This is a genomic window from Marinobacter sp. CP1 (assembly GCF_001266795.1).
Classification (GTDB): Bacteria; Pseudomonadota; Gammaproteobacteria; order Pseudomonadales; family Oleiphilaceae; genus Marinobacter; species Marinobacter flavimaris.
Genome location: NZ_CP011929.1, coordinates 309,731 through 334,840, shown reverse-complemented (window position 1 = coordinate 334,840; position 25,110 = coordinate 309,731). Strand labels below are relative to the sequence as shown.

Sequence of the window (25,110 nt, the reverse complement as noted above, 5' to 3'; positions counted from 1 at the left end):
CTCAGGAGAGACCCTCGGGATAAAGCGGAGGCAGATCGGCGTTTGCCCGCGTCTGTTTTCGCTTCCGAATGGCCTCAAGAGTCCGGGCCAGTGGCCGTCCATCCCAGTCTTCGTTGCCATGGTCTGGCGCAAAGAACCGGGCCTGGAGCTTGCCGAGCTCTGTTGCCATGGTCTCGTCCTGGAAGTGGTGCACAACGTCAGACGCGGAACGGAAGTGTTCGCCGGGTCTGTGCCGATTGGCCCATGCTACCAGCAGCTCCGGTGTCTGGGCTGAACCGCTTCTCACGGCCGTGATCAGGTGCTCGAAGGCGACATCTTCATCGTCATTGTGCTGAGTAAAGGCGGGGGCGTTCTTGGCGCCTTTGCGCGACCACCACCATGCCATCAAGGTTCCGGCCCAGAGTATGCCGAACGCCAGGGTGAGCCACTGCCACGGCCCGGCCTCCGGTGCTGTCCGGTCAGTCGATGATTCCGGGCTAATCGTGTCCGGTTCAGGGGCCGGTTCTCCATTCGCGGGTTGCGGCGGTTCGGCGGCGACGGTATTCGGGTCCGTCACCGTCAGGGTTTTTTCCGGGATGACGGCAACGCGTTCCCGATCCGCTTCGGTATCCCACCAGTAAATGCGAATGGCTGGCAACGTCATCTGTCCCGCCTCAACCGGTACCAGAGCCACGGATTGCTTCAGCGAAGAGGTCAGGCCTGCCGGCGTTGTTTCGGTCTGCCTCTCTGGCTCTTCCGGGTAACTTCTCAGTCCGTCCGGGACCGTATCGGGTAAGGGTGGCAGTGCCTCCCCGGGCAAGCCCGCCGCCGTCAGCCTGATCTCTCGGGTAATGTTTTCGCCGGTCGCGACTTCCAGTGACGGAGGAAGCCCGGACTCCTCAAGCGACAAGCCTGTTGCCGGCAGCCAGGTATCGCCACTGAACTGGGCCGGGACATCCTTGACCGGCACCTCAAAAAGCTCCTCACTGTCCCTCAGGAAACGGAGGCTGCCAGAGGCATCTCTGGCCTGTCCCTCGAAGCGTACGGGGGGCAGCTTCAAGGTTCCCGGTCGTTGGGGGAAGATCGCGTAGCGCCGCTCCACCACGCGGTATCGCACACCGTCGCGATAGCGTGAAAATTCCTGCTGCCTGCCCAGGGATTCGATAATCACATGGGGATGGGTCGGCTCAGACAGCTCGCCGCGAATGAGGTTGCCCCTGAAGAAAAGCCGTACTGTCAGGATCAGTTGCTCCTGCACATAGACTTCATCCTTATCGGCGGACAGCTCGATAAAGCTGTCCCTTCCAGGCGCGGCCTGGTCTGGCGGCGAGCCGTCGACGACTTCCACGGTAACCGGCTCCGAAACAGCATCCTTGAAGGTGAGTGCAGGAATGGTCAGTTCGCCGGTGGTTTTCGGTGCCAACTGGTAGGTCCAGGTGATTTCACCCACCATCTGACTGTTTACGGTGCGGATACTGTACTGCTGGTTCTGGGCCAGGATCTCAAAATCTGGTTCCACTTTCTCTATATCAGGCTTGGGCAAGCTCGACATGTCGAAGTCGAACAGGTTGCCGAGATTGATGTCTATCTCCATGCTGCCTTTTACGGTCAGGGTCAGAACCTCACCCTCATAGAGGCGGGTCCGGTCCGGCTCGACTGTCAGTTGCCGGGCCTGCGTATGGGGTTGTGCCTGGGCCGGCAGCCAGAGTGCCGTCAGAAGAAACAGACAGACGGCGGGAATCATCAGCCGTTTTACCATGGTGTATCGCCCTCATCGGATGGAGTCTGGCGTTGTTGATACTGCTGCAGAAATTTGCGCTGTAATAATCCGCCCGGATTGTCAGGGACGCGCCTGAGCCACTGCTCCTGGCTCTGGGTCAGCGGCGTTTCAGAGATAGGGGCGGGTGCCGGGGACTGGCCGGACGGGGTTTCCTGCTCCCCGGAAGCCTGCTCGGGATCTCCGCGCTCGCCCGCCTGCTGTTGATTCTGTTCAGCCGTCTGGCCGCCTTGCTGATTCTCCGTGTCGGAAGAAGACTCGTTGTTTTCCGGGTTCTGCTGCTGACTGTTCCCCTGACTGCCGGGATTCTCGCTTTCACTGTTTCCGTTCTGGTCCTGACGGTTTTGTTGCTGATTACTGCCGTCGCCCTGGGAGTCCCGGGAATCCTGTTGGTTGTTATCCTGATTGCCGTTCTGGTTCTGCTGTTTTTGATTCAGAAGTTCCTCGACAATTCTCCGGTTGTGAAGGGCGTCTTCCATGTCGGGCGCTGCGTTCAGCGCCGCATCATAGGCAGCCAGGGCCTCTTCCAGTTTTCCGGCACGGGCCAGGGCATTGCCCCGGTTGTAACTGGCACGGGGACCCTGATTGCGCGCAAACGCTTCGGCGGCGCTGTCGAACTTGCCGGAACGATAGAGCGCAGAGCCCCGCCATTCCGGGTCTTCAAGCTGGCGGGCGGCTGATTCCGGGTTGTCCTGAATCAAGGCGGGAGCTCGCTGATCTTCCCTCTGCCAGAGTTCTTCCCAGCTTATGGCGGCTGCCGGCTGCGGCCAGACCGGCAGCAGGATCAAAGCAAGCGCACTGAGAGCCCCCCGGCGCCACCCCACCAAAACCAGCGGCAGCGCGAGCCAGAGCAACCAGTAACCGTCATCCTGCCAGCGATTGACCGTCAGGCCGTCCTCGGAATCCTGCCAGTCGTCACTGTCCCGCGGGCTCAGGTCGAGCGCTTCAATATCGGTGTCGTCCAGGGTCAGCTCATGGCTCTGGCCGCCGCTGCTGCGGGCGAGTGCCGCCAGCGCTTCGGGTTCAGCACGACTGATGACAATGTCGCCGTTCTCCCTTATGAAACCGCGCCGGGCGAGGGGAATGGGGCCTCCGTTCTCGGTGCCGACGACCAGGGTATTGAGCGCGTATCCGGTGCCGGAAAGCGTGTCCCGAATGGTACCTTCGTAGTCGTCATTGATGCTGTCCGTGATTAACAGGATGCGACCTTCGCCCGGTGCGCCTTGTTCCAGCAATGCCTTTGCGCGGGCAACGGCGAGATCGGCCCGGTTGCCTGTCGCCGGCATGATCACCGGGTCCAGCACGTTGAGCATGCCCTCAATCGTACGGCCATCATCGGTCAGCGGTGTCACCACGTGGGCATCGCCGGAAAAGACGAGCAGGCCGGTCAGGCTGCCTTCCCGAAGTTCGAGAATATCCCGGATCTTCCGTTTGGCCCGGGTCAGTCGATCAGGTTCCACGTCCGTTGCCAGCATGGACAGTGAAAGGTCCAGTGCGATCACGAGGCTGTCGCCGGGTTGTTTCAGCGGTGTCGGTGCCTCCCGCCAGGCCGGTCCGGCCAGGGCCAGGGACAGAATGATCAGAGCCAAAGAGGCCGGAACCAGAGGTGACTTGTTCGACTGGCCCGAGCTGCCGTTGTGACGAATCAGGGGCGAGAGCAGGCGGGCCGGAATAAGCCGGGACCATCCGCTGTCGCCCATGCGGAGTTGCCGGAATGCAAGATACAGTATCGGTATCAGCAGGATTAACAGCAGCCAGAGCGGGCGCAGGAAATGGAAGTCAGCCCACATGCGTTTCCTCCTCCTTGCTCCGGCGGGTTTCAGCAACAAGTTCCCGCCCGTGGCGGACGAGGAACAGCGCCAGCCACAGAATGACCGCGAGCCCGGCAGGCCAGACATAGAGCTCGGTTACCGGCCGATAGAACTTGCCTTCAAGCTCGATCGGTTCCAGTCGATCAATGCTCTCGTAGATAAGCTCCAGCTCGGGCAGGCTGCGCGCCCGGAAATACTCCCCGCCGGTCTGCTGGGCCATGCGGGTTAGCAGGTTTTCGTCCAGATCCCTGGATGGGTTGACCCGGCGCGAACCCAGCAGCCCACGCTGGACCATGGACTCGGCGCCAATACCAATGGTGTACAGGCGAATGCTGGCGGCCGCGGCGATTTCGGTAGCTTTGTCTGGGGTGATTTCGCCCGCAGTATTGGCGCCATCAGTCAGCAGGACCACAACGCGCTGATCCTGGGGCCGGTTTCTCAGGCGTTTCGTTGCCAGGCCCACGGCGTCGCCAATGGCCGTGGCGCGCCCGGCCATGCCAAGGCCCGCCTCACGCATCAGGGTTCTGACCGTCTCCAGATCGAAGGTGAGCGGCGCCTGTACGTAGGGCTCGGTGCCGAACAGGATCAGACCTAACCGGTCACCCTGGCGGCGGGAGATAAAGTCATCAAGCACGCGCTTGACCGCCTGCAATCGATTAATACTCCGGCCCTGAAGGACCATATCCTGTTCATCCATGCTGGGGGAGATGTCGACGACCAGCATGAGATCCCGGCCGGAAACGGGCATCTGGACCTGCTCGCCCACATGCTGCGGCCGTGCCAGAGCAACCACCAGAAGCGTCCACATCAGGAACAGCAACAGTTGCTGCCAGAGCGGTACGGCATTGCCACGACGACTGACACCGGGCAGGTCCGACAGCCAGTGGCCAACCGGCAACACGGGCGCGTCGACCGATTGCGCTCCGGGCTTGCGCCATTTGAGAATCAGGGGCAAGAGCACCAGAACCAGAGCCCAGGGCCAGGCGAGATTCAGCATTTCTGACCTCCCAGCCACAAACGGGCGAACGCCAGGGCGTCGGCCGGCTTGGTTGAAACCTCAGGTCGCCAGGCACTGTGAACCAGCGCTTCGGCGACCGGTCTGGACGCAACCCGGTCCTTCGGGGCGGTCTTTAACAGGAATTCCACCCAGGCATCGCCGGTCAGCGCTTCCGGGTGCTGTTCCGGGTAGCGCTCGCGGGCGGCCTGCTTCAGCAGGGTGTTCAGTTGTGTGAACCACGCGGGGGTCGTGGCTGCTGATCGTTCCAGTCTGGCGAGTTCGGCCCGAGCGGAGCGGAACCACCGGTTTCTTTGTCTCCGCCGGATAAACAGCCAGACCAGGGCAGCAAGCACAGCAATGAGCAAAATGGCCAATACCCACCAACCTGGCGCCGGAGGCCAGAGGCCCCCTGTTTCAGGCAGGTGAATGTCCCGAAGCTGGCTGAGTGGATCCTGCGGGTTCATCCTATGCGGCCTCCGGGTCCCAGCAGCAATTTGAGGGTCGCTGCGGGGTCATTCGCCGTGGACACTTCTGCCATGGTAACGCCGGAGGTACGGAAACACTCTGCCAGCCGGCGTTCATGGTTGGTGACTTTCTCGTGCCAGGCCTTCTGGAACCGGAGGTTTCCGGCATCGAACCACACCGGTCCGTCCGGGCCGGCCACCGCAAAGCGTCCGCTTTTCGGCAACTCTTTTTCCAATGGATCCACGATCCTCAGGGCGCTAACGCCGTTATGGCGGGCGAGCGCGCCGAGCAGGGTGCCCGTCTCCTCTGAGATATCCAGGAAATCGCTGATCACGAAAATCCGGCTACCGGTATGGGCCACCCTGCGAGCCTCGGTCAGTGCCATGTCCAGGCGGCTCTGGCCGGACGGCTCGTTTTGTTCCGGCCCTCGATTATCACTTCTTTGCAGTTCATCGAGAGTATCCAGCAGTCGCAGCACTGATTTCTTCCGCCGCGCCGGGCGAAGCACTCTCAGGGCCTCGTCGTTAAAGACAATGCCACCTACCTGATCGCCCGACCAGAGTGCCAGCCAGGCCAGAATGGAGGCGATCTGTGCGCAACGAACCTGCTTGAAGGCGCCGGTACTGGCAAAAAACAGGCTTGGGCCGAGATCGCAAAGAAGAAGAACGGGCCGTTCCCGTTCCTCCTCATAAAGCTTGGTATGGGGCTCCTGACGCCGCGCCGTTACCCGCCAGTCGATGCTACGGATGTCGTCCCCGGGCTGGTACAACCGTACCTCGGCAAACGCCATGCCCCGGCCGCGTTGCGGCGAGCGCTGCAAGCCGGCCTGACGCGTCCGAACCGGGCGGGCAGAGGGCAGTTTCAGTGCCCGTGCGTCTGCCTGCAGGCGGATCAGATCCGGTAGGCCGATGTGCGTTATTGCGTCGGTGTTGCCCATGCCTGACGGCTCCCGTGTCTTGCTTCCGTCGATGGCTTCAGGCGCTCACCGGAACACGTTCGATCAGCCGTTCGATAACCGTGTCAGCGGTCATGCCTTCGGCCTCTGCTTCGAACGTGAGGAGGATGCGGTGTCGTAGCACATCGAAGGCCATGGCTCGGACATCGTCGGGTGTTACGTAATCCCGGCCGTCTAGCCAGGCCAACGCCCGGGCGCAGCGGTCCAGGGCGATGGTGCCACGGGGGCTGGCGCCGAAGGCTGTCCACCGGGCCAGTTCCGGGTCCAGTGCCGCCGGGTCGCGGGTTGCCAGCACCAGGGCCAACAAATATTGCTCTACGGGTTCCGCCATGTAGATGTTCGCGACTTCCGCGCGGGCATCAAACACCTGGTCTGGCGTCAGGCGAAGGTCCGTTTTCGGAAGGCCGTGACGATAATCGTTACGGGCCAGTTGCAGGATGGCCTTCTCCGCTTCCGCCGACGGGTAGTGGATAACCACGTGCATCAGAAAGCGGTCCAGCTGGGCTTCGGGCAGCGGGTAGGTACCTTCCTGCTCAATGGGATTCTGGGTGGCCATCACCAGGAACAGCCGGTCCAGCGGAAACGTGCGCATCCCGACGCTGATCTGGCGTTCACCCATGGCCTCGAGAAGGGCAGACTGCACCTTGGCAGGCGCACGGTTGATTTCATCCGCAAGCACCAGGTTGTGGAAGATGGGGCCGCGCTGGAATTCGAACTGCCCGGTTTCCGGGCGGTAGATTTCACTGCCCATAACGTCTGAGGGCAGCAGGTCTGGCGTAAACTGGATTCTGTGAAAGTCGCCTTCCAGATGGTCGGCAAGCGCCTTGATCGCCGTGGTTTTTGCCAGCCCCGGGGCGCCTTCTACAAGCAGGTGGCCGTCGGCAAGAAGCGCGATCAGCAGACGATCCACCAGTTTTTCCTGCCCGATTATCCGTTTGGCTAACTGTTCCCGTAACTCACCGAACGTATGCTGTAGCGACATTGGAAATGACTGCTCTCTGTATCTGAGGATTTTCCGGAGAAACCCGTATCGTGCGTAGGTAGTTGCCGAAGTTTTGGCGTCTGGCCGGCAAAAATCAAGGGTTTGACTATGCTTATGTGACGATACGCCGATTACGTTTATTTCACACTAACTGAGGTCGACCATGAATGCGCTGACAGTGGCCAGCAAGGATCAATTCTTTGAACAGTTGGCTGACGCTTTCGCTAAGAAGATTTCCAAAACCGAAGCCAAGAAAATCAGCGAATTTGCCAAGCAGCATTATGCTCATATTCCCCTTGAAGAGTTGGTCAGTCGACGATTTGCGGATACCTACGGCGCCGTTCTGGCCGCCTGGCAGTTTCTGCAGAAGCGGTCTGCCGAGGAAACTCCGGTTGCTGTTTTCAACCCCGACCTGGAGAGTGACGGTTGGCAATCGACCCACACCGTTGTTTTTATCCTGCATCCGAACATTCCGTTTCTGATCGATTCCCTGCGCATTGCGATCAACCACCGGGAGATCGGTACCCATTCTATCCAGCACTCGATCCTGCAGGTGAACCGCGACCAGAATGGCAAACTCGAGAAGCTGCACACGTCTAAAAAGAAAGCCTCCGGTTCGGACTACGAGGCGTTCATTGTCCTCGAGATTGATCGGCACAGTAATCCCGAGGATCTCCGTGATCTGGAAGATACCCTGCAGAACGTGCTTCATGAGGTGCGGATCGCTGTCAGCGACTTCCCGGTAGTTACCGAGAAAGTGAACGAGATTCTCGGTGAGCTGGACAACACCACGGCGGGCATTAACGAGGAGCAGAAAGAAGAGGCCAGGGCGTTTCTGGAATGGCTCGCCCGGGACCATTTTACGTTCCTTGGCTACGATGAGTACGACTTTGCCAAGGACAAGAGTGGCATGGTGGTGCGTCGGGTAGAGAATTCCGAACTGGGTATCCTCCGGGTCAATAACGAGCGCCCGGACCGGGTTCGCCTGAACGAACTGCCGCAGCGCACGCGCCACGAGATGACCCGAAGCGATGATATTTTCATCTTCGCCAAATCGGCCCAGCGCTCGCGGGTGCATCGGCCCGCCTACCCGGACTACATCGCAGTCAAGAAATTCAACAGCAAAGGCGAGGTAGTCGGTGAGCGGCGGTTCCTGGGCCTTTACACCGCCCGCGTCTATAACGAGCGGCCGGACGAGATTCCCCTGCTGCGCCGTAAATTCCAGAGCGTGATGAAACGGTCCGGTTTTCTGCGTGACGACTACGCCGGTAAAGAACTCGAACAGATCCTGACAGTGTATCCCCGGGACGAACTGTTCCAGATCGAGCAGGATGAACTGCTCAAGGTGGCCAAAAGTATCCTGTACATCCAGGAGCGTCGCCGGATCGAATTGTTCCTGCGGGAAGACGTTTATGGGCAGTTCGTTACCTGTCTGGCGTTCTTTCCGAGGGACATCTACAACACCGAACTACGGCTGAAAGTCGAGCAGGTGCTGGTTGACCGGTTGGGAGCGGAAGACGTCGAGTTTGTCACCCACTTTTCCGAGTCGGTCCTTGCGCGGGTCCAGTTCACCATCCGGGTACCCCAGGTCGAGAACCGCCAACTGCCCACGGCGGAGATCCGGGAAAAGGTTATCGAGCTTGCCCAGTCCTGGCGTGATGGGTTGTCTGAAGCCCTGAGTGAGGCCTGGGGCGAAGAGCAGGGCAATGAGCTCTATCGCTTGTGGGCGGGCGGTTTTCCGGCCAGCTACACCGATATGTTCTCGCCCAGGCGAGCGGCGATCGACCTGGAGCATATCGCTTCATCGGCGAACAATCATGACCTTGCCATGAGCTTCTACCGGGCTCTGGAAGAAGACGAGAGCACGCTGCATTTCAAGCTTTTCTACCCGGACGAACCGTTGCCGCTTTCCGATGTGATGCCGATCTTCGACAACCTCGGCTTCCGGGTTATCGGCGAACACCCCTTCGAGGTCACCGACCGGCACAACAAAACGGTGTGGATTCACGACTTCACGCTCCAGGCTCACCAGGGAACTGTTGTCGATATTCATCGTATCCGTCCGATCTTTGAGGAGCTGTTCCGCCGGGTGTGGTACGGAGAAGCGGAAAACGACGCCTTCAACCGGATGCTGCTCTCTTCCTACATGAGCTGGCGGGAAATCGCGCTGCTGCGGACCTACGCCCGGTATATGCGCCAGATACGCTTTTCCAACAGTCAGACCTTTATCTCCAACACGCTGGTGAACCACGTTGAGCTGACCCGCCTGCTGCTGGAATTTTTCGAAATACGTTTCAATCCGGAGCGTTACCAGAGCCCCGGGAAGAGCCAGGCGGCCCAGCAGAAACTGGAAATCGAATTCAATGCCGGCCTCGAAAATGTGGAGAACCTCAGTGAAGACCGGGTGCTTCGGCTCTACCTGGAATTGATCCAGGCGACACTGCGTACCAACTACTACCAGCATGGCGAGTCCGGTGGTCCCAAGCCCTACATCAGCGTGAAATTTGATCCATCCCGGATTCCGGACATGCCATTGCCCATGCCGATGTTCGAGATTTTCGTGTACTCGCCGCGCGTCGAAGGCGTACACCTGCGGGGTGGCAAGGTCGCCCGCGGCGGCTTGCGCTGGTCAGACCGGTTTGAGGATTACCGCACCGAGATTCTTGGGCTGGTCAAGGCTCAGCAGGTCAAGAATGCGGTTATCGTGCCGGTTGGCGCCAAAGGTGGCTTTGTGGCCAAGCGCCTGCCGGATCCGTCGGACAGGGAGGCTTTCCAGGCCGAGGGCATCGAAGCCTATAAGACATTTATCCGGGGGTTGCTGGATATCACCGACAATCTGGTGGATGCCGGCATTGCGCCGCCGGAACGGGTGATCCGTCATGACGACGACGACCATTACCTGGTTGTGGCGGCTGACAAGGGTACGGCAACCTTCTCGGACATCGCCAATGGTCTGGCCTCGGAATACGGTTTCTGGATGGGCGATGCCTTCGCCTCCGGCGGAAGTAATGGTTACGACCACAAGAAAATGGGCATCACGGCCCGGGGTGCCTGGGTCTCTGTAGAGCGGCATTTCCGGGAAATGGGCATCAACCCCGGGCTGGACGAGTTCACCGCCATCGGCATTGGCGACATGGGTGGTGATGTCTTCGGCAATGGCATGTTGTGCTCAGAGAAGACCAAGCTGGTCGCTGCTTTCAACCACGTGCATATCTTTGTCGACCCTTCACCGGATCCGGAGAAGAGCTACAAGGAACGGATGCGTCTGTTCGGACTTCCGCGATCCGCCTGGACCGATTACGACAGCAAGCTGATTTCCAAGGGAGGCGGGGTTTTCAGCCGGAATTCAAAATCTATCCCGGTCAGCCCGGAAATGAAGAAACTGCTGGGTATCAAATCGGATCGGGTGCCACCAAACATGCTGATCTCGCACATCCTCAAGGCCCAGGTCGACCTGCTCTGGGTCGGTGGCATTGGCACCTATGTGAAGGCCGCCAGTGAATCCCACAGTGATGTGGGCGACAAGGCCAACGACGGTCTGCGGATCAACGGTTCGGATCTTCGCTGCAAGGTGGTCGGTGAGGGCGGCAACCTTGGGCTTACCCAGCTCGGTCGCATTGAATTTGCGCTCAAGGGCGGACGCCTGAACACGGACTTTATCGACAACTCCGGCGGTGTGGATTGTTCTGACCACGAGGTCAACATGAAGATCCTGCTCAACCGGGCCGTTGCCATGGGTGATCTCACTAACAAGCAGCGCAACATCATGCTTGAGGAGATGACCGATGACGTCGCGGAGTTGGTGCTCAAGAACAACTACCGGCAGACCCAGGCCATCAGTATTGCCAGCGAGGATGCAGCGACCCGGCTGGAAGAGTATCGCCGGCTGATGAATACCTTTGAGAGCGAGGGCAAGCTCAACCGTGCCCTGGAGTTCCTGCCCGATGACGAGACCCTGTCCGAGCGCAAGCTGGACAAGAAAGGGCTGACCCGGCCGGAACTGTCGGTTCTCATTTCCTATGTGAAGGGCGACCTGAAGCAGACCTTGATCGACAGCACCCTGCCTGACGATCCCCTGCTGGCCGGTGAAATGTACAAGGTGTTTCCCAGGGATCTGACCCAGAAATTCTCGAAGGAGCTGGGAGAGCATCAGCTGCGGCGTGAAATCATCGCGACACAGATTGCCAATGACATGGTCAACCACATGGGGATTACCTTTGTGGAGCGTTTGAACCAGTCTACTGGGGCCGATGCCGCCTCTATTGCTCTGGCCTGGATTATCGCCCGTGACGTGTTCCGCATTGATAACTGGTGGGACAGGATTGAAGCTCTGGATTTCCATGTCTCAGCCCAGCTACAGATGGAGCTGATGCAGGACCTGATGCGCCTGATGCGCCGTTCGGTGCGCTGGCTGTTACGCAACCGTCGGGCGGAGCTGAGCATTCAGCACCACATGGAGCGCTTTGCCGACAGCGTCTGGGCGATTACAGCGGGGCTGCCCGAGTATCTTGGTGATCAGGCGAAAACCACCTGGGAGAAACGGCATCAGGCTCTGGTGGATGCCGGGCTGCCATCAGAGCTGGCGTCCGTGGTTTCGGGTACCGGCCACCTGTACTCGTCTCTGGGTATCATCGAGGCCCACGAAGCCTCTGGCATGCCACTGAAGACGGTGGCCAATCTCTACTATGAGCTGGGTGACCGCCTGGATCTGAACTGGTTCGCGAGCGCCATTGCATCGCTGCAGCCCGGCTCACACTGGCAGGCCCTGGCCCGGGAAAGTTTCCGGGAAGATCTCGACTGGCAGCAGCGGGCGCTAACCACCGGTGTCTTGAAGCTGGCAGACAAGCCGGAAGACGTGCCGGCCTGCGTGGAGGCGTGGCTGTCCCGCCATCAGCAGATGATCGACCGCTGGAAATCCATGCTTTCCGAGCTCAAGGGTGTGCGGGAGCCGGAGTACGCCATGTTCTCTGTGGCCCTGCGTGAGTTGCTGGATCTGGCCCAGAGCACCATGCATCAGCCTCATGCGGAGGTGGAAGTGCAGACCAACTGAGTATTGCTTTGGGATGCGTATTCCCGTTCAATCGCCGGACGGGAATCATCAAACGGAGTGGGATAATGGGTCAGCTTGACCATCTTCTGGAAAAAAACCGGGCCTGGGCAGACGGTATCAAGGCCCAGGATCCGCAGTTTTTTACCCGCCTGTCGAATCAGCAGGCACCGGAATACCTGTGGATTGGTTGCGCAGACAGCCGCGTGCCCGCCAACCAGATCGTCGATCTTCTGCCGGGGGAGCTTTTTGTTCACCGGAACGTGGCCAACGTGGTTGTCCACACGGATTTTAACTGTCTGTCGGTACTGCAGTTCGCCATCGAAGTATTGAAGGTCAAACATGTCCTGGTGGTTGGCCACTATGGCTGTGGCGGCGTCAGGGCGGCATTGCTCAATGAAGGATTTGGACTGATCAGCAACTGGCTTCGACACGTTCAGGATGTCCGTGACCGGCATCAGCAAGTACTCGATGCCCTGCCGGGCGTTCAGGATCGGGTCGACCGTCTGTGCGAACTCAACGTGGTTGAGCAGGTGGGGCATGTTTGCCAGAACAGCATTGTTCAGGAAGCCTGGCGGCGGGGTCAGCCGCTCACGGTTCATGGCTTTGTCTACGATGTCTCGGATGGGGTTCTGCGGGATATGGGGTTGTCGGTAGCCTGCGAGGAAGATCGTGAGCGGGTACGGCAGAACAGCATCGATGAGCTGGTTCAGAGGCCGGTACGCTCTGGACGCCAGAAAATCATGCAGTGAAGAATGTAAAATTGCGTCAAAAATTCGTGAAGGGCGTCACTTCCTGACCCTCGGCGTCATCACAGTTGGTCACCTCCTGCTTTGCTAGAGTAGATACTGCAGTAAGCGAGGAGTGTGACCATGAAAGAATTGATGCAAAAAGCCCTGACAGTTCTGAACCAGAGGAAAGATGCCACGGCCAGCGCGGAGTCACGGGGTCGGGGGCGGAAATCGTCTGATGCCGGTCAGGCTGAGGACTGGGGTATGTCACCGGAGGACGCCCTGAGGGTTGGAACGGTTGCCCGTTACAAGTGATTGAAGATTTGATGGTATTTCCTCTCTGAAGGCCCTCCGGTCTCCGTCTTTCAAGGGAGACGCGAGGGCTCATTCCGGTTAGCATATCCCGTCTTTGAACTACCCACTCGGGATAAGCCCATCAATGTCATTGCCCAATTCCCATGAAGTCCTGTTGCGAAACCGCCACCTTGTGCAGGGGAGGCTGGCCCTTTTGGGCGTATCCGCTGGTGAGCTGCTGACGGATTTGCCCGCTGGCGGTATGGCAATGAGTGAGCATGCCGGTGTGTGTGCCTCACTCAGCGGGCGCGACGGCTGGCAGATCTGTTTTGGCTACGACGATCCTGCTCTGGCTGCCGATACCTTTGACACACTCGTGGTTTTTCTTCCCAAGGCCCGGGCGGAGCTTGACCTGCGTCTTGCCCTGGCACGCTGGCTGGCAGCACCCCGCGCTCGACTGGTGCTGGTAGGTGAGAAGAAAGAAGGCATTGCCGGGGCCGTGAAACAACTCAAGGCCGTGGCGCCGCAGGCTACCAAGACCGATAGCGCCCGGCATTGCCAGGTCTGGTGTGCTGAGAATATCGAACCTCTTCCAGAATTCTCGCTTCGGGAGTGGATGACCTGGACCGGGATTGACTGCCAGTCGGTTCACCTGGATGTTGCCGGACTGCCCGGTATTTTCAGTCTTGGTGAGCTGGACGACGGTACCCGCTTGCTGATGGAAACGCTGGACAGGGCGCCTCTGCGGTCTGGCCCGGTTCTGGATTTTGCCTGTGGTGCGGGTGTCCTCGGTGCCTGGCTCCATCGCTGGCAAGAGCGGCAGGACCTTCCCCGGCTGACGATCGACGGGATTGATGTTCAGTCCCAGGCCGTTATCTGTGCAAGGGCCACCTATGAGCGCAATGGCGTTTCCGGGCGGATCATGGCTTCGGACGGCCTTCCGGGCATCGAGGGTTCATGGCCCGTTATTCTCAGTAATCCACCCTTTCACTCTGGTGTCAGAACAGACCTGTCGATGACTGAGCGTTTTCTTCGGGAGGTAGTGCGCCATCTGGCGCCGGGTGGTGAGGTGCGCCTGGTGGCGAACAGTTTTCTGCCCTACGAGCCATTGATGAAGCGCTGTATCGGCCCGGTTGAACGATTGCGGGAGAATCAGCGTTTTACCGTTTATCGCGCTTTTCGACGTTCCTGAACGAAAAAAGCCCCTGGGGTGAGGGGCAAGAGGTTCGCGTCCAGAACAACGGAGCCAACCGGAAAAGGGATGTTCAGCGTGAACACCTTCCACGTTAGGGTTAATTTCTAGAATAAACAGCCTAGAATGGCGCTTTTGTGACAAAAGGCCTCCAGCATGCCCGAAATGACAACCGCCCAACTTGATTTCTCCGGAGGCTCACTGATTCTTGCCCGGCCAGGCACAGGTGATCCGACGCTGAGGGCATGGGATGCGGCGGACGAGCTTCTGCTTGAGGAAGCCATTTGCGCGGCGGCAGCCCTGGGTGAGCCCCGTGTTCTGGTGGTGGATGATCAGTTCGGGGCTCTTTCACTGGGGCTGGCAGCGCTCTCTCCGACCGTGGTGGCCGACAGTGCTGTGTTGCCCGCTGCCCTGGCACATAATGCTTCTTTGAATCCGGAAGTCACGCCACCTGAATCTGTTTTCAGCTGGATTAATGCGCCCGAGGGCCCGTTTGACCTGGTGGTATTGAGAATACCCCGCCAGGCCGACTATCTGGCCTGGTTGCTGCGCTGGCTCAATCGCGTGATGGCGGATTCCGGCGTGTTGCTGGCAGGCGGCATGATCAAGCATCTACCGGCAAGAAGCGTTGATGTGTTCGCCGAAGCTGTACGGACAGAGCAGGTGCTGCCGGCGCGAAAGAAAGCGCGGGTGATTCGATGTAACAGGGGCGCTGCGACTCTCGCGGATTGGTCAGCGACCTGGAAAGGTTACCGATTGGGCGACCGAAAAGGTGATGTGGGCATAGAGGCATTGCCGGCGGTGTTTGCCCGGGAAAAGCTGGATATCGGCACCCGCCTGATGTTGCCACATGTGGTCAACGAGGTGTCGACGGCCAGGGCTGGCGATTCGGTGCTTGATCTGGCCTGCGGTAACGGCGTATTGGGCCTGGCGGCGCTGTCGGAGCGACGGGATCTGCAGTTGGTTTTCAGCGATGTTTCAAGCCAGGCCGTGCTCAGTGCCCGTCGTAATGTTGAAAAAGCCTTTCCGGATGCCAAAGCCGCTTTCTCCCATCGCGATGGTATTGAGTCCGATCCGGGAGCCTTTGATCTGATACTACTGAACCCGCCGTTCCACGAGGGTGGTGTGGTCGGTGATCACATCGCACTTCGGTTATTCGAGCAGGCGTCGCAACACCTGAGGCCGGGCGGTCGCCTGCTCCTGGTAGGAAATCGACACCTCGGCTATCACCGAAGCCTGCGCCGGTACTTTTCGTCAGTGCAGCAGCTGGACGCCAGCCCCAAGTTCGTGGTGTTTCGGGCTGGCAACCGCTGAATAACCTGTCAGATTACAATGTTGGCGCCGGGCGGTCATACCCGAGCCGGGCCAGGGTATCCACGATGGTCTGGGTCTGGCTGTCTATTTCAATATTCACCCGCTGGCCCTCTTCACAGGACCCAAAGGTTGTGGCCCGCAGCGTCTCCGGGATCAGATGGATGTTGAACCGGTTGCCCCGTACCTCGCCAATAGTCAGGCTGGCGCCATTGATGGCGATGTAGCCTTTGGGGAAGATGTAGCGGGCCCATTCCTCGGGCACCTCAAACCATAGCGTGACGTTGTTTTCCGTACGCCGTATTTCGACAATGTTGGCCGCCGTATGTATATGGCCAGAAAGCAGGTGGCCACCAATTTCATCCCCAATGCGGGCGGCGCGCTCGAAATTCACCTGGTCCCCGGTAGTCAGCTCACCCAGCGTGGTAAGTCTCAGGGTTTCCTGCATGGCATCGAAATAGAGCACGCTGTCTTCCTGGCGTGTGACGGTCAGGCAGGTTCCGTTGATTGCCACCGAGGCGCCGATGGAAACGCCATCTGCCTTTTCTGCGGGGAGGCGAATGGCAAAAGTGCTGAGCCCGGGCTCTGCGGTGACGTTTTCAATGGTTGCAATGCCCTGGACAATGCCTGTGAACATAAGCCTGACCTCATTCAATGTGGTATGGGGCGCCTTTCCGGCAGGTGCGCCAAGGATAGCGAGCGGGCTGACTGATGCCAAGGCCCGACTGATGTCGGTATACCGGGGTAAACATTCAAGTATCCTGCATCATGGTCGATACCCTTCATAACCCCTGAATGCGGACAATCTGCCATGGCTGAAAATCAGAGTAAGGCCGCCACCCGGGCAAACAGTCCGGCGCAGGCCCCCGTGCTGCGCCCTGGTCGGGCGGCCGATCCTGTGCCCGCACCCGTGGAGGCGGGAAGCCAGCCTTCTGAGCCGGCTGCAGGTGCGGATGCCGCAAAAGGCGCGGAAACGCTGCCCGTTGATCAGGCGCCGGATACCGCAACCGGGTCCGAAGAAGCCTCGGGCGGTGATCAGCATCGGGACGCTGGTAGCAGCAAGCCCGAGAGGATTCTGGCGGAATCCCGGCAACGCAAACTCCGGTTGATGCTTCGTCAATGCGACCGGGTGCTGCTGATGGACTTTGAGCTGCTGGCGATGAACGGTTGGCCGGACAACTTTACGATGGCCGAGGCGCGTCGGGGCCGAGACCTCTGGTTATTCAGTGCCTTGATTGCGGCAGCCATCTTTCTGAGTGGGCTGACCGGGTTTGTGCCAGCCTGGATTGCAGGCGGCGGTTTCGGTGCGTTTGTGATCATCCTGCTGCTCGGGATTCCGGCGGTGCGCCGAATCTACACAACAAAACCTTCCTATCTTGATCTGCTTATGACCCGGCAGCGGATGCTCCGCGAGGCAAGGCAGCACGTTGCCCACCTGGAGGGCTCTGATGGCCTTATCTGGCAATGTGCCAGGATGTCGGATTTTAACCCTGCGCTGAAGAACACGCGTTTTGGCCACCTGTTGCGACTGTCGGAGAACCGGGTCCTGGCACGCCAGTTGACTCGCCGGGAGCACGTGCGCCTTTACCTGATTTACCTGCTGGAGGCAGAGAAGGCGTACAGCCGCGTTCAGAAAGCCTTTTTCGAGGGTAATCAGGAAGCGATTGATCAGGGGTGGGAAGAAGTCGCCGCAGAGCCTGAGCCGAGAACTTGACACAGATGCGCTTCAAACGTATGTTTCAAACAGACGTTTGCTAGAGGCATTGATAACAAAATGGCGCAGTCTGATACCGTTGACCGGATTCTCGATGCAGCCGAAGAGCTGTTCGCCGACCGGGGTTTTTCGGAAACCTCGCTCCGAATGATTACCAGTAAGGCTAAAGTAAATCTGGCCGCTGTCAATTACCACTTTGGTTCAAAGAACGCACTGATTCATGCGGTGTTTGCGCGCTTTCTGACACCGTTTTCCGCCACACTGGAAAACGCGTTCGATGAGCTGGAAGAGCGGTGCAGCGGTAAGCCTCCAACCTTGAATCAGACGCTCTGGGCGCTTACCGAGAGTGCGGTGCGTATGCCCCAGCGTAACGAAAAGGGTATCTCGATCTTCATGCGCCTGCTTGGGCTTGCCTATACCCAGTCACAGGGCCATCTGCGCAAGTTCCTTGAGCAAGAGTACAGCGAGCCCTTCAGCCGGTTCATGCGCCTGCTCAAGGAAGCAACGCCTCAGCTTTCCTCGGTGGATCGCTACTGGCGTATCCAGTTCATGCTGGGGGCAACGGCGTTTACCATGTCCAGCAGCGATGCGCTTCGCGATATTCTTCAGAACAAGTTGGGCGTGGAAACCACCGTCCAGGAAATTGCTGCCCGCCTGGTGCCTTTCCTGGCAGCCGGCATGCAGGCCGAAGACGCCATGCTGATCCCGCCAGCTGGCAGCAAGGTCTCGGTTGCCTGAATTCCTCTCTCTCGGTTAGGCTTCCCTCTTAACCTCCAAGGGAGCCTGGCCGGTTTTGACGCACCCCGCATCTGTTCGAATCGATATTGACCTGACCCTTCAGCGCCTGCAGCTGAAAAGCGAAGGCGGAGAGATTGTTGCCACCTATCCGGTTTCCACCGGCCTGAACGGGCCGGGAGAGAGCGATGGCAGTGGCTGCACTCCGCGTGGTGAGCACTATGTCCGGGCCAGTATTGGCGCCGGTCTTCCTGTTGGGGCAGTATTCCGTGCCCGGCGCCCCACCGGCGAAACCTACAGCGTGGATCTCGCCCGGCTTCATCCCGAACGCGACTGGATACTGAGCCGGATTCTCTGGCTATGCGGTCGCGAGTGGGGCAAAAACAGGGGCCCGGGTGTCGATACTTTCCGCCGCTTCATATACATTCACGGCACACCGGACAGCGAGCCCATGGGCGTGCCGTTGTCCCATGGCTGCGTGCGGATGCGCAACGCAGACATTATTGATCTGTTTGATCGCGTCAGGCCGGGAACGGCCGTTTCTATTCGATAAAACTGTCTAGACCAGAGGAATCCGATGATCGGGGATGTTATGGCCATGGTGAATGGCTGGATCGAGAATTTCGGGCTGCTGTCTGAAGCCTGGCGTGTCGGAATTGTTGTCTTTGCGCTGGTTTTTGGAACGGCCACGGTCGCCTACATTGCCAGCCATATAATTGCGGCTCTTGAGCGCAAATTCAGCCAGACCAAAAACCTGTTCGACGATGCCTTGCTGCATGCGGCTCGCAAGCCGGTGGTCGCCTTTGTCTGGCTGCAGGGGGTCTATTGGGCTGCCGAAGTGGCTCACAAATACTCGGAAGCGGAGATCTTCAAGGCCAATGAGTCGGTGCTGCAGATTGGTTTCATCTTCGTACTGGTCTGGGCGATTCTGCGATTGATCAAAGAAGCGGAGGGGATTCTCGTATCTCCTCTGAAAATGAAACAGCCCATGGACTACACCACCGTCAACGCGGTGAGCAAACTGTCCCGGGCCGTTGTCCTCATTACGGCCGTGCTCATTGCCATGCAGTCCATGGGCTACAGCATTTCGGGGGTACTGGCCTTCGGCGGCGTGGGCGGTATTGCGGTTGGTTTTGCCGCCAAGGACCTGCTGGCGAACTTTTTCGGCGGTTTTATCATCCACCTGGATCGACCCTTCAAGGTCGGGGACTGGGTGCGATCGCCCGATCGGAACATCGAGGGTACGGTTGAGCATATCGGCTGGCGTCTGACGACCATCCGTACCTTCGATAAGCGTCCTCTTTACGTGCCGAATGCGGCGTTTACCACCATTGCGGTAGAAAACCCCTCGCGCATGAGCAATCGTCGGATCTACGAGACCATTGGCATCCGCTATGCGGATGTCGCACAGATGGCAACGATCGTTGACGATATCAGAGCCATGCTTCAGCAGCATGAGGATATCGAGAGCGATGAGACCCTGATTGTGAATTTCCTGGCCTTCAATGCCTCGTCACTGGACATCATGGTGTATTGCTTTACCAAGACAACCCAGTGGATTCCATTCCACGAAGTGAAACAGGATGTGCTGCTGAAGATCAGCGATATTATTGAAGGCTACGGAGCTGAGGTCGCCTTCCCGACCCGGACTCTGCACTTGCCCGAAGGGGTTCGGCTGTCCGGATCGCAATCGGACGACTCGGAAGATAAGCGTGGGGAAGCCTCCTCCGGGAAAAGTGCGCAGAAATCGCAGAATCGCCAGACCACCGGAGATGTAGAAGATTCAGGAGAGTCAGAATGACGTCACCGGAGAAAATGCACCCTGTCGGGATTATCGGGGGTACAGGCCTGACCACATTGTCTGGCCTGGAAATCACCGGCGAGAATAAAGCCGGAACGCCCTGGGGCATGCCTTCAGCGCCCTTGGTAGAGGGGCGCTTGGGTGATCAGCCGGTGATGTTCCTGTCGCGCCATGGTAACCCACACCGTATTCCACCCCATCAGGTGAATTACCGGGCGAACCTCAAGGCCCTTTACGATGCCGGTGTGCGAACGGTCGTTGGTGTCAACGCCGTGGGCGGTATTCATGCAGATATGGGACCTGCCCATGTGGTTATTCCCGACCAGATTGTTGACTACACATGGGGGCGTGCCAGCACCTTTTTCGGGGGCAGTCTGGACTCGGTGACCCACATTGATTTCACCTGGCCCTACGACGAGAGCGCGCGGCAGATCCTGATTGATGCCGCCGGAGCAGAAAACGTCCCGTTTTCCGGTTTCGGAGTGTATGGCGCAACCCAGGGCCCGAGGCTGGAAACCGCGGCTGAAATCATCCGGATGGAGCGGGACGGCTGCGACCTGGTAGGAATGACCGGTATGCCGGAAGCCGCGCTGGCGGCGGAACTTGGAATGCGTTACGTCTGTCTGGGTTTGGTGGTGAACTGGGCGGCTGGAAAATCCGACCATATCATCACCATGGAAGAAATTGAGGCGGCCATCGAGCAGGGAATGTCCGGGGTCAAGCGGATCCTCGAAGTCTCGATGGCTGGCCTTGGGGTGCTTACTCCGTTGCCTCAATCTTCTTGAAAAACACCAGCACGCCGATCGTGGGGGAATCGAGGAAGTGGATTTCCTCACTGCGCATCCGGCGGGTTTCCCGAATCCAGGTCAACAATTCCAGGGGCGCGGGTTCAGCCAGAACAGGTAGTTGCTGACCGGCTGTTTCTCCGGTTGCTGCTGACATTGGGGCGGAGTCACTTGCTCCGGATGCGTCCGGAGCGGGGGGTGTTTCTTCAGAGAGCTCGGTCGCAGCCTCTACAGGCGGCTCCGATGTCTCTTCTGCCAGTTGCCAGTGGTTCAGATGCACATTGACGTGCAAATAGCGTTGCCGGTCGATGGTGATGTGTCCCTCAACCTCCCGGGTGCGAGCCTCATTCAGCCAGTCACCTGCTTCAACCCGCAAGGGTGTCCCCTCGTAATCTGGTGGAAACGCCTCGTACCAACCGGCAGCCACAAGCACACGGTAACGGCCACTGCGTTCGAGTCTGGCGGCGGCACTGGCAAGATGGAGATCCTTTCGGGGCGCCAATTCCAGTGTGGTTTCCGTGGTGCCATTCTCCAACGATGACCAGAGAACCTCTTCGGTCTCAAGGGGCGGCTCTACCGAGCGATCAGACATCCGTTCGTTCACAGCTTCCGGCTCTACGATCCGCTCAAGAATGACAAACTCCGCCCGGTAGTAGTCATCCGGAACCGGCGTGCCGGGCTCAAGAGGCAAGGTTGCCCTGTCAAGCTGCTGTGCGGCGCCTGTTAGAGAAAAGCTCAGAAGCAGAGCTGCCAGGATGGCCCGGGTCGGGTATCGGCACCAGCGAATTCCATCAATTTGCAAGGGTCGTACTCCACTTGTTGGTCGGCCGTTCATGAGCCGGACGCGTCATTTTTTGCTGGCTCCAGCTCGCCAAGCATCCGGGAAATGCCGTCGAGTTTACCACCGGTTGTGGCATCCTTCAGCCGAAAACGGAAGCTGTTGGCGCCTTCGAGCCGGTACTGGTCAGGTGCGGATTGCACTTTTTTAACCAGAACCAGCGGATCCACCGGTGTCGAGCTGCCAAACTCGATCCGCGCCCACTCCTTGCCGGCATCGACTTTCACGATGCCCAGGGCTTCTGCACGCAATCGAAGCTCGGTCTGGCGGATCAGGTTTTTGGCCGGATCCGGTAATAATCCGAACCGATCGATCATTTCAACCTGAAGTTCTTTTAATGCTTCCGGGCTGTCCACGCTGGCAATCCGTTTGTAGAGCATCAGGCGGTTATGGACATCCGGCAGATAATCCTCGGGGATCAGAGCCGGGATTCTCAGGTTCATTTCGGTGCCGTGGCTAAGTGGCAGGTCGGCATTCGGGGTTCGGCCCTCGCGAATGGCCTTGACGGCCTCGTCCAGCAGCTGCATGTAAAGGGTGAAGCCGATGCTTTCGATCTGCCCGCTCTGTTCTTCCCCCAATAACTCCCCGGCACCGCGGATTTCCAGGTCGTGAGTGGCCAGCATGAAGCCGGCACCCAGGTCCTGCGCCTCCGAAATCGCATCCAGACGCTTTTTGGCGTCCGCCGTGATGGATTTCGGCGGTGGCGTGAGCAGGTAGGCATAGGCCTGGTGGTGCGAACGGCCGACCCGGCCCCGAAGCTGATGCAGTTGCGCCAGGCCGAACTTGTCTGCCCGCTCGATAATAATGGTGTTGGCGCTGGGAACGTCGATGCCGGTCTCAATGATGGTTGTGCACACCAGCACGTTGAAGCGTTTGTGGTAGAAGTCGGACATGATCTTTTCCAGATCACGCTCTCTCATCTGCCCGTGGGCGACGCCCACCCGCGCTTCCGGAATCAGCGAACGTAGATCCTCTGCCGTCTTCTCGATGGTGGCCACGTCGTTGTGGAGGAAGTAGACCTGACCGCCCCGGAGAATCTCCCGCAGTATGGCTTCCTTGACCATGGCGTTGTCTTTCTGGCGCACAAAAGTTCTCACCGAGAGCCGCCGGGCCGGAGGAGTGGCGATAATCGAGAGATCCCGCAGATGCCCCATGGCCATGTTCAGCGTCCGCGGAATCGGGGTGGCGGTCAGGTTGAGCATGTCCACTTCGGCCCGCAGTGCTTTCAGTCTTTCCTTCTGCTGAACGCCAAAGCGATGCTCTTCGTCGATGATAACCAGGCCAAGATTCTTGAATTTGATGTCGCCCTGTAGCAGTTTGTGGGTGCCGATGACGATGTCGGCCCGGCCGTTCTCCACCGCCTCCAACGCCTTGCTGGTCTGGCCAGCCGTGCGGAACCGGCTGAGCAGCTCGACCTGCACAGGGGTATCCGAGAAACGGTCCCGGAAGGATTCATAATGCTGCTGGGCGAGCAGGGTAGTGGGGACCAGAACCGCCACCTGCTTGCCCGACCAAGTAGCCAGGAACGCCGCGCGCATGGCAACCTCGGTTTTCCCGAAACCGACATCGCCACACACCAGGCGATCCATGGGCTGCTCGCTGGTCATGTCCTCGAACACCGACTGGATAGCAACCTGCTGGTCTGGTGTCTCCTCGAACGGAAAGCCGGCAGCAAAGGCACGATAGGCTTCCTTGGGATCCTCGAAGCTGAAGCCTTTGCGCGCCTCCCGGCGGGCGTACACATCCAGCAGCTCGGCGGCAGTGTCCCGGATCTTCTCAAGGGCTTTCTGTTTCGCTGTGCTCCAGCGGTCCGTCCCGAGTTTGTGCAGCGGCGCGTGTTCGGTGTCATTGCCGGCATAGCGGGAAATCAGGTGCAGGCTGGAGACCGGAACATACAGCTTTGAGCCCCCGGCGTACTCAAGCATCAGGAATTCGCTCGCTTCGCCCTCTACGGTGATGGTCTCCAGGCCCAGGTAACGGCCAACACCGTGGTCGATATGAACCACCGGCGCACCAATCCGCAATTCGGACAGATCCCGGAAGCCGGCATCGTCCGTTTCCGTAGGCTTCTCGCGGCGCCGCCGCTGTAGTACCCGCTCGCCGAACAGGGCGGTCTCGGTGATCAGGGCAACGGAATGCTCGGGCAGAACCAGGCCTTGCTCCATCGGGGCAATGGTGATGGCGACCGAGCTTTCCTTATCGTCGAGAAAAGCCTGCCAGCCGGACAGGGTTTTCAATTCAACACCCTGTTCGCCAAGATTCTCCATCAGCGCCTCGCGCCGACCGGACGATTCGGCGCATATCAGCACGTGGCCGTCGAACTCTCCCAGAAACCGCTTGAGGCGACCGGCAGGGTCTGCGGCCCGACCGTCCATGGCGATATCCGGCAAGGTTGTCGTGGGGCAGTTAACTGATCCCGCGGCATCCTTTGTCTCCGCGGAGACGGTTACCCTCGGGAAGGCCTTCAGTTGTCCGAACAGCTCTTCCTGCTGCAGGAAGAGGAGCTTGGGCGGCAGAATCGGCCGCAGGCGATCGTGACGACGATCTTCGTACCGGTTGCGGGTTTCACTGTCAAAGTGGCTGACCGCATCGTTCAGTCCGTCCGCAGTAAAAACGTGAGTGGCGCCTGGCAGATAGTCAAACAGGGTTGCCGTCTCGTCGAAGAACAGCGGCAGGTAGTACTCAATGCCCGGCGGGGTAATGCCGTGAGTCACGTCCTGGTAGATGGGGGTGTCTTTGTCGGCATCCGGGAACTGCTCGAACCAGCGGCTGCGGAATCCGGAGCGCGCCTCTTTGTGCCAGGGGAATTCAAAGGCGGGCAGCAGTTCGATGCGTTCGATCCGGTCGATTGAGCGCTGAGTCTCGGGGTCGAAAGTCCGGAGCGTTTCGATCTCATCATCGAATAGGTCAATCCGATAGGGCTGGCTGGCGCCCATGGGGAAAATGTCCAGTATGGCGCCCCGGACCGCGTATTCGCCGTGCTCGTAGACGTTCTCGGCATGCCGGTAGCCTGCCGCCTCAAGCTGCATTCGCCAGCTCTTGATATCCAGGGACTGTCCCACTTCCAGAAGCAGGGTGTTGCCCTGGAGGTAATTTACTGGCGGCAGCCTGTGCATCAGCGTGCGTGCAGGAACCACGAGAACCCCATGGCTGGTTGCGGGCAGGCGGTGCAGGGTCCGGATTCGCCGGGAAATAATGTCCTGGTGGGGCGAAAACAGATCGTAGGGCAAGGTTTCCCAGTCGGGCAGCGACAGCAGTTCCAGCCCGTCGTCGCTGACCGCCGGGCCGTCTTCTTCCGGGGGTAGCCCCAGGAAGAAGCGCATGGCCTGCTCAAGCCGGATGGCATCGGCGGTGCTGCGGGTAATGACCAGGGTCAGACCCTTGTGCGCGCGCGCACTTTCGCAGATGGCCAGCGCCTCACTGCTGCCGTGCAGTTGACCCCATGTTCGGTGATCGGCCGGCCGAGACGGAAATTCGGGGGCAATCAGGGGGAGGGGTGACGGGCGTGTGCTGGCACCTTGGCTCATGGGCGGTCAGGTTCTCCTGCTGTGGATGTCCGGGAGCGGTGAGGCGCGTATTCTAACGCTCGCGCCCCTCACTGTCATGGCGCCGGCGCCATGGTCGGCGTTTGCGTTATTAGCCGGCGCGACCTATACGAAGGTCATGGCCCGCCGTATTTGCGGTCGACCGGATTAA

General features: G+C 59.3%; 19 protein-coding genes. 10 read left to right on the top strand and 9 right to left on the bottom strand.

Features of this window, described 5'->3' with window-relative positions; all coding sequences use genetic code 11:
- Window position 1: 1 nt before the first annotated feature.
- The 6 genes from ACP86_RS01530 to ACP86_RS01505 are packed head-to-tail and all read right to left on the bottom strand — an operon-like array spanning window position 2 to window position 6,966.
- On the bottom strand, window positions 2-1,738 hold the full coding sequence (locus ACP86_RS01530) for a BatD family protein (RefSeq protein ID WP_053112440.1): 1,737 nt from the start codon (window positions 1,736-1,738) through the stop codon (window positions 2-4).
- Window positions 1,732-3,546: a vWA domain-containing protein gene (locus tag ACP86_RS01525; protein WP_053112438.1), complete on the bottom strand. Its 1,815-nt coding sequence runs from the start codon at window positions 3,544-3,546 to the stop codon at window positions 1,732-1,734. The genes ACP86_RS01530 and ACP86_RS01525 overlap by 7 nt, the downstream gene beginning before the upstream one ends.
- Window positions 3,536-4,564 (bottom strand): vWA domain-containing protein, encoded by a 1,029-nt coding sequence (locus tag ACP86_RS01520; protein ID WP_082220533.1) that lies wholly within the window; start codon window positions 4,562-4,564, stop codon window positions 3,536-3,538. Before ACP86_RS01520 ends, ACP86_RS01525 begins: the two co-directional genes overlap by 11 nt.
- On the bottom strand, window positions 4,558-5,028 hold the full coding sequence (locus tag ACP86_RS01515; protein WP_008173120.1) for a DUF4381 domain-containing protein: 471 nt from the start codon (window positions 5,026-5,028) through the stop codon (window positions 4,558-4,560). Before ACP86_RS01515 ends, ACP86_RS01520 begins: the two co-directional genes overlap by 7 nt.
- Window positions 5,025-5,966: a DUF58 domain-containing protein gene (locus ACP86_RS01510; RefSeq protein WP_053112436.1), complete on the bottom strand. Its 942-nt coding sequence runs from the start codon at window positions 5,964-5,966 to the stop codon at window positions 5,025-5,027. Before ACP86_RS01510 ends, ACP86_RS01515 begins: the two co-directional genes overlap by 4 nt.
- Window positions 5,967-6,003: 37 nt before the next feature.
- A complete protein-coding gene (locus tag ACP86_RS01505; protein ID WP_008173123.1) occupies window positions 6,004-6,966 on the bottom strand; it encodes an AAA family ATPase in 963 nt (320 codons plus the stop codon).
- A gap of 163 nt (window positions 6,967-7,129) precedes the next feature.
- On the opposite strand from ACP86_RS01505, the gene ACP86_RS01500 reads away from it, so the two are divergent.
- The 5 genes from ACP86_RS01500 (at window position 7,130) to ACP86_RS01485 (ending at window position 15,544) form a co-directional block, all read left to right on the top strand.
- Window positions 7,130-12,016, top strand: coding sequence for an NAD-glutamate dehydrogenase (locus ACP86_RS01500; RefSeq protein ID WP_053112434.1), 4,887 nt, complete (start codon window positions 7,130-7,132; stop codon window positions 12,014-12,016).
- 65 nt (window positions 12,017-12,081) lie between these two features.
- A complete protein-coding gene (gene can, locus ACP86_RS01495; protein WP_008173125.1) occupies window positions 12,082-12,765 on the top strand; it encodes a carbonate dehydratase in 684 nt (227 codons plus the stop codon).
- A 120-nt stretch (window positions 12,766-12,885) separates the two neighbouring features.
- Window positions 12,886-13,059, top strand: a complete 174-nt coding sequence (locus ACP86_RS22930) for a hypothetical protein (RefSeq protein ID WP_008173126.1) — start codon at window positions 12,886-12,888, stop codon at window positions 13,057-13,059.
- A 124-nt stretch (window positions 13,060-13,183) separates the two neighbouring features.
- The gene (locus tag ACP86_RS01490) at window positions 13,184-14,230 is read left to right on the top strand and encodes a class I SAM-dependent methyltransferase (protein ID WP_008173127.1); all 1,047 of its coding nucleotides are present in this window, start codon (window positions 13,184-13,186) and stop codon (window positions 14,228-14,230) included.
- A 165-nt stretch (window positions 14,231-14,395) separates the two neighbouring features.
- The gene (locus ACP86_RS01485) at window positions 14,396-15,544 is read left to right on the top strand and encodes a class I SAM-dependent methyltransferase (protein ID WP_053115434.1); all 1,149 of its coding nucleotides are present in this window, start codon (window positions 14,396-14,398) and stop codon (window positions 15,542-15,544) included.
- 13 nt (window positions 15,545-15,557) lie between these two features.
- Here ACP86_RS01485 and ACP86_RS01480 read toward each other — a convergent pair whose 3' ends face one another.
- Entirely contained in the window at window positions 15,558-16,178 is a 621-nt protein-coding gene (locus tag ACP86_RS01480; RefSeq protein WP_053112432.1) for a riboflavin synthase, read from the bottom strand.
- A 174-nt stretch (window positions 16,179-16,352) separates the two neighbouring features.
- Here ACP86_RS01480 and ACP86_RS01475 point away from each other — a divergent pair, with 174 nt between their 5' ends.
- From ACP86_RS01475 to ACP86_RS01455, 5 genes are read left to right on the top strand one after another with little or no spacing between them, the layout of a single operon-like run.
- Window positions 16,353-17,255 carry a hypothetical protein gene (locus tag ACP86_RS01475; protein ID WP_053112430.1) on the top strand — a complete coding sequence of 301 codons (903 nt, stop codon included), beginning with the start codon at window positions 16,353-16,355 and terminating at the stop codon, window positions 17,253-17,255.
- Window positions 17,256-17,315: 60 nt separating this feature from the next.
- Complete coding sequence (locus ACP86_RS01470; RefSeq protein WP_008173132.1) at window positions 17,316-17,993, top strand: TetR/AcrR family transcriptional regulator; 678 nt, start codon at window positions 17,316-17,318, stop codon at window positions 17,991-17,993.
- A 55-nt stretch (window positions 17,994-18,048) separates the two neighbouring features.
- Window positions 18,049-18,543: a L,D-transpeptidase gene (locus tag ACP86_RS01465; RefSeq protein WP_053112429.1), complete on the top strand. Its 495-nt coding sequence runs from the start codon at window positions 18,049-18,051 to the stop codon at window positions 18,541-18,543.
- A 24-nt stretch (window positions 18,544-18,567) separates the two neighbouring features.
- Window positions 18,568-19,791: a mechanosensitive ion channel family protein gene (locus ACP86_RS01460; protein WP_053112428.1), complete on the top strand. Its 1,224-nt coding sequence runs from the start codon at window positions 18,568-18,570 to the stop codon at window positions 19,789-19,791.
- Window positions 19,788-20,576 carry an S-methyl-5'-thioinosine phosphorylase gene (locus tag ACP86_RS01455; protein ID WP_053112427.1) on the top strand — a complete coding sequence of 263 codons (789 nt, stop codon included), beginning with the start codon at window positions 19,788-19,790 and terminating at the stop codon, window positions 20,574-20,576. The genes ACP86_RS01460 and ACP86_RS01455 overlap by 4 nt, the downstream gene beginning before the upstream one ends.
- Here the strand turns inward: ACP86_RS01455 and ACP86_RS01450 are convergent.
- Complete coding sequence (locus ACP86_RS01450) at window positions 20,551-21,378, bottom strand: CsiV family protein (RefSeq protein WP_008175078.1); 828 nt, start codon at window positions 21,376-21,378, stop codon at window positions 20,551-20,553. The two genes, ACP86_RS01455 and ACP86_RS01450, sit on opposite strands and share 26 nt — an antisense overlap.
- Before the next feature lie 29 nt (window positions 21,379-21,407).
- Window positions 21,408-24,941 carry a transcription-repair coupling factor gene (gene mfd, locus ACP86_RS01445; RefSeq protein WP_053112425.1) on the bottom strand — a complete coding sequence of 1,178 codons (3,534 nt, stop codon included), beginning with the start codon at window positions 24,939-24,941 and terminating at the stop codon, window positions 21,408-21,410.
- Between the last annotated feature and the right edge of the window lie 169 nt (window positions 24,942-25,110).

Excerpts from the sequence above, each read along its gene's own strand:
- can (WP_008173125.1), top strand. The coding sequence starts at position 12,082 with ATGGGTCAGCTTGACCATCTTCTGGAAAAAAACCGGGCCTGGGCAGAC.
- ACP86_RS01505 (WP_008173123.1), bottom strand. The coding sequence starts at position 6,966 with ATGTCGCTACAGCATACGTTCGGTGAGTTACGGGAACAGTTAGCCAAA.
- ACP86_RS01525 (WP_053112438.1), bottom strand. The coding sequence starts at position 3,546 with ATGTGGGCTGACTTCCATTTCCTGCGCCCGCTCTGGCTGCTGTTAATC.
- ACP86_RS01520 (WP_082220533.1), bottom strand. The coding sequence starts at position 4,564 with ATGCTGAATCTCGCCTGGCCCTGGGCTCTGGTTCTGGTGCTCTTGCCC.
- ACP86_RS01500 (WP_053112434.1), top strand. The coding sequence starts at position 7,130 with ATGAATGCGCTGACAGTGGCCAGCAAGGATCAATTCTTTGAACAGTTG.
- ACP86_RS01475 (WP_053112430.1), top strand. The coding sequence starts at position 16,353 with ATGGCTGAAAATCAGAGTAAGGCCGCCACCCGGGCAAACAGTCCGGCG.
- ACP86_RS01485 (WP_053115434.1), top strand. The coding sequence starts at position 14,396 with ATGACAACCGCCCAACTTGATTTCTCCGGAGGCTCACTGATTCTTGCC.
- ACP86_RS01510 (WP_053112436.1), bottom strand. The coding sequence starts at position 5,966 with ATGGGCAACACCGACGCAATAACGCACATCGGCCTACCGGATCTGATC.
- ACP86_RS01490 (WP_008173127.1), top strand. The coding sequence starts at position 13,184 with ATGTCATTGCCCAATTCCCATGAAGTCCTGTTGCGAAACCGCCACCTT.
- ACP86_RS01460 (WP_053112428.1), top strand. The coding sequence starts at position 18,568 with ATGATCGGGGATGTTATGGCCATGGTGAATGGCTGGATCGAGAATTTC.
- ACP86_RS01530 (WP_053112440.1), bottom strand. The coding sequence starts at position 1,738 with ATGGTAAAACGGCTGATGATTCCCGCCGTCTGTCTGTTTCTTCTGACG.
- ACP86_RS01515 (WP_008173120.1), bottom strand. The coding sequence starts at position 5,028 with ATGAACCCGCAGGATCCACTCAGCCAGCTTCGGGACATTCACCTGCCT.
- ACP86_RS01455 (WP_053112427.1), top strand. The coding sequence starts at position 19,788 with ATGACGTCACCGGAGAAAATGCACCCTGTCGGGATTATCGGGGGTACA.
- ACP86_RS01480 (WP_053112432.1), bottom strand. The coding sequence starts at position 16,178 with ATGTTCACAGGCATTGTCCAGGGCATTGCAACCATTGAAAACGTCACC.
- mfd (WP_053112425.1), bottom strand. The coding sequence starts at position 24,941 with ATGAGCCAAGGTGCCAGCACACGCCCGTCACCCCTCCCCCTGATTGCC.
- ACP86_RS01470 (WP_008173132.1), top strand. The coding sequence starts at position 17,316 with ATGGCGCAGTCTGATACCGTTGACCGGATTCTCGATGCAGCCGAAGAG.
- ACP86_RS22930 (WP_008173126.1), top strand. The coding sequence starts at position 12,886 with ATGAAAGAATTGATGCAAAAAGCCCTGACAGTTCTGAACCAGAGGAAA.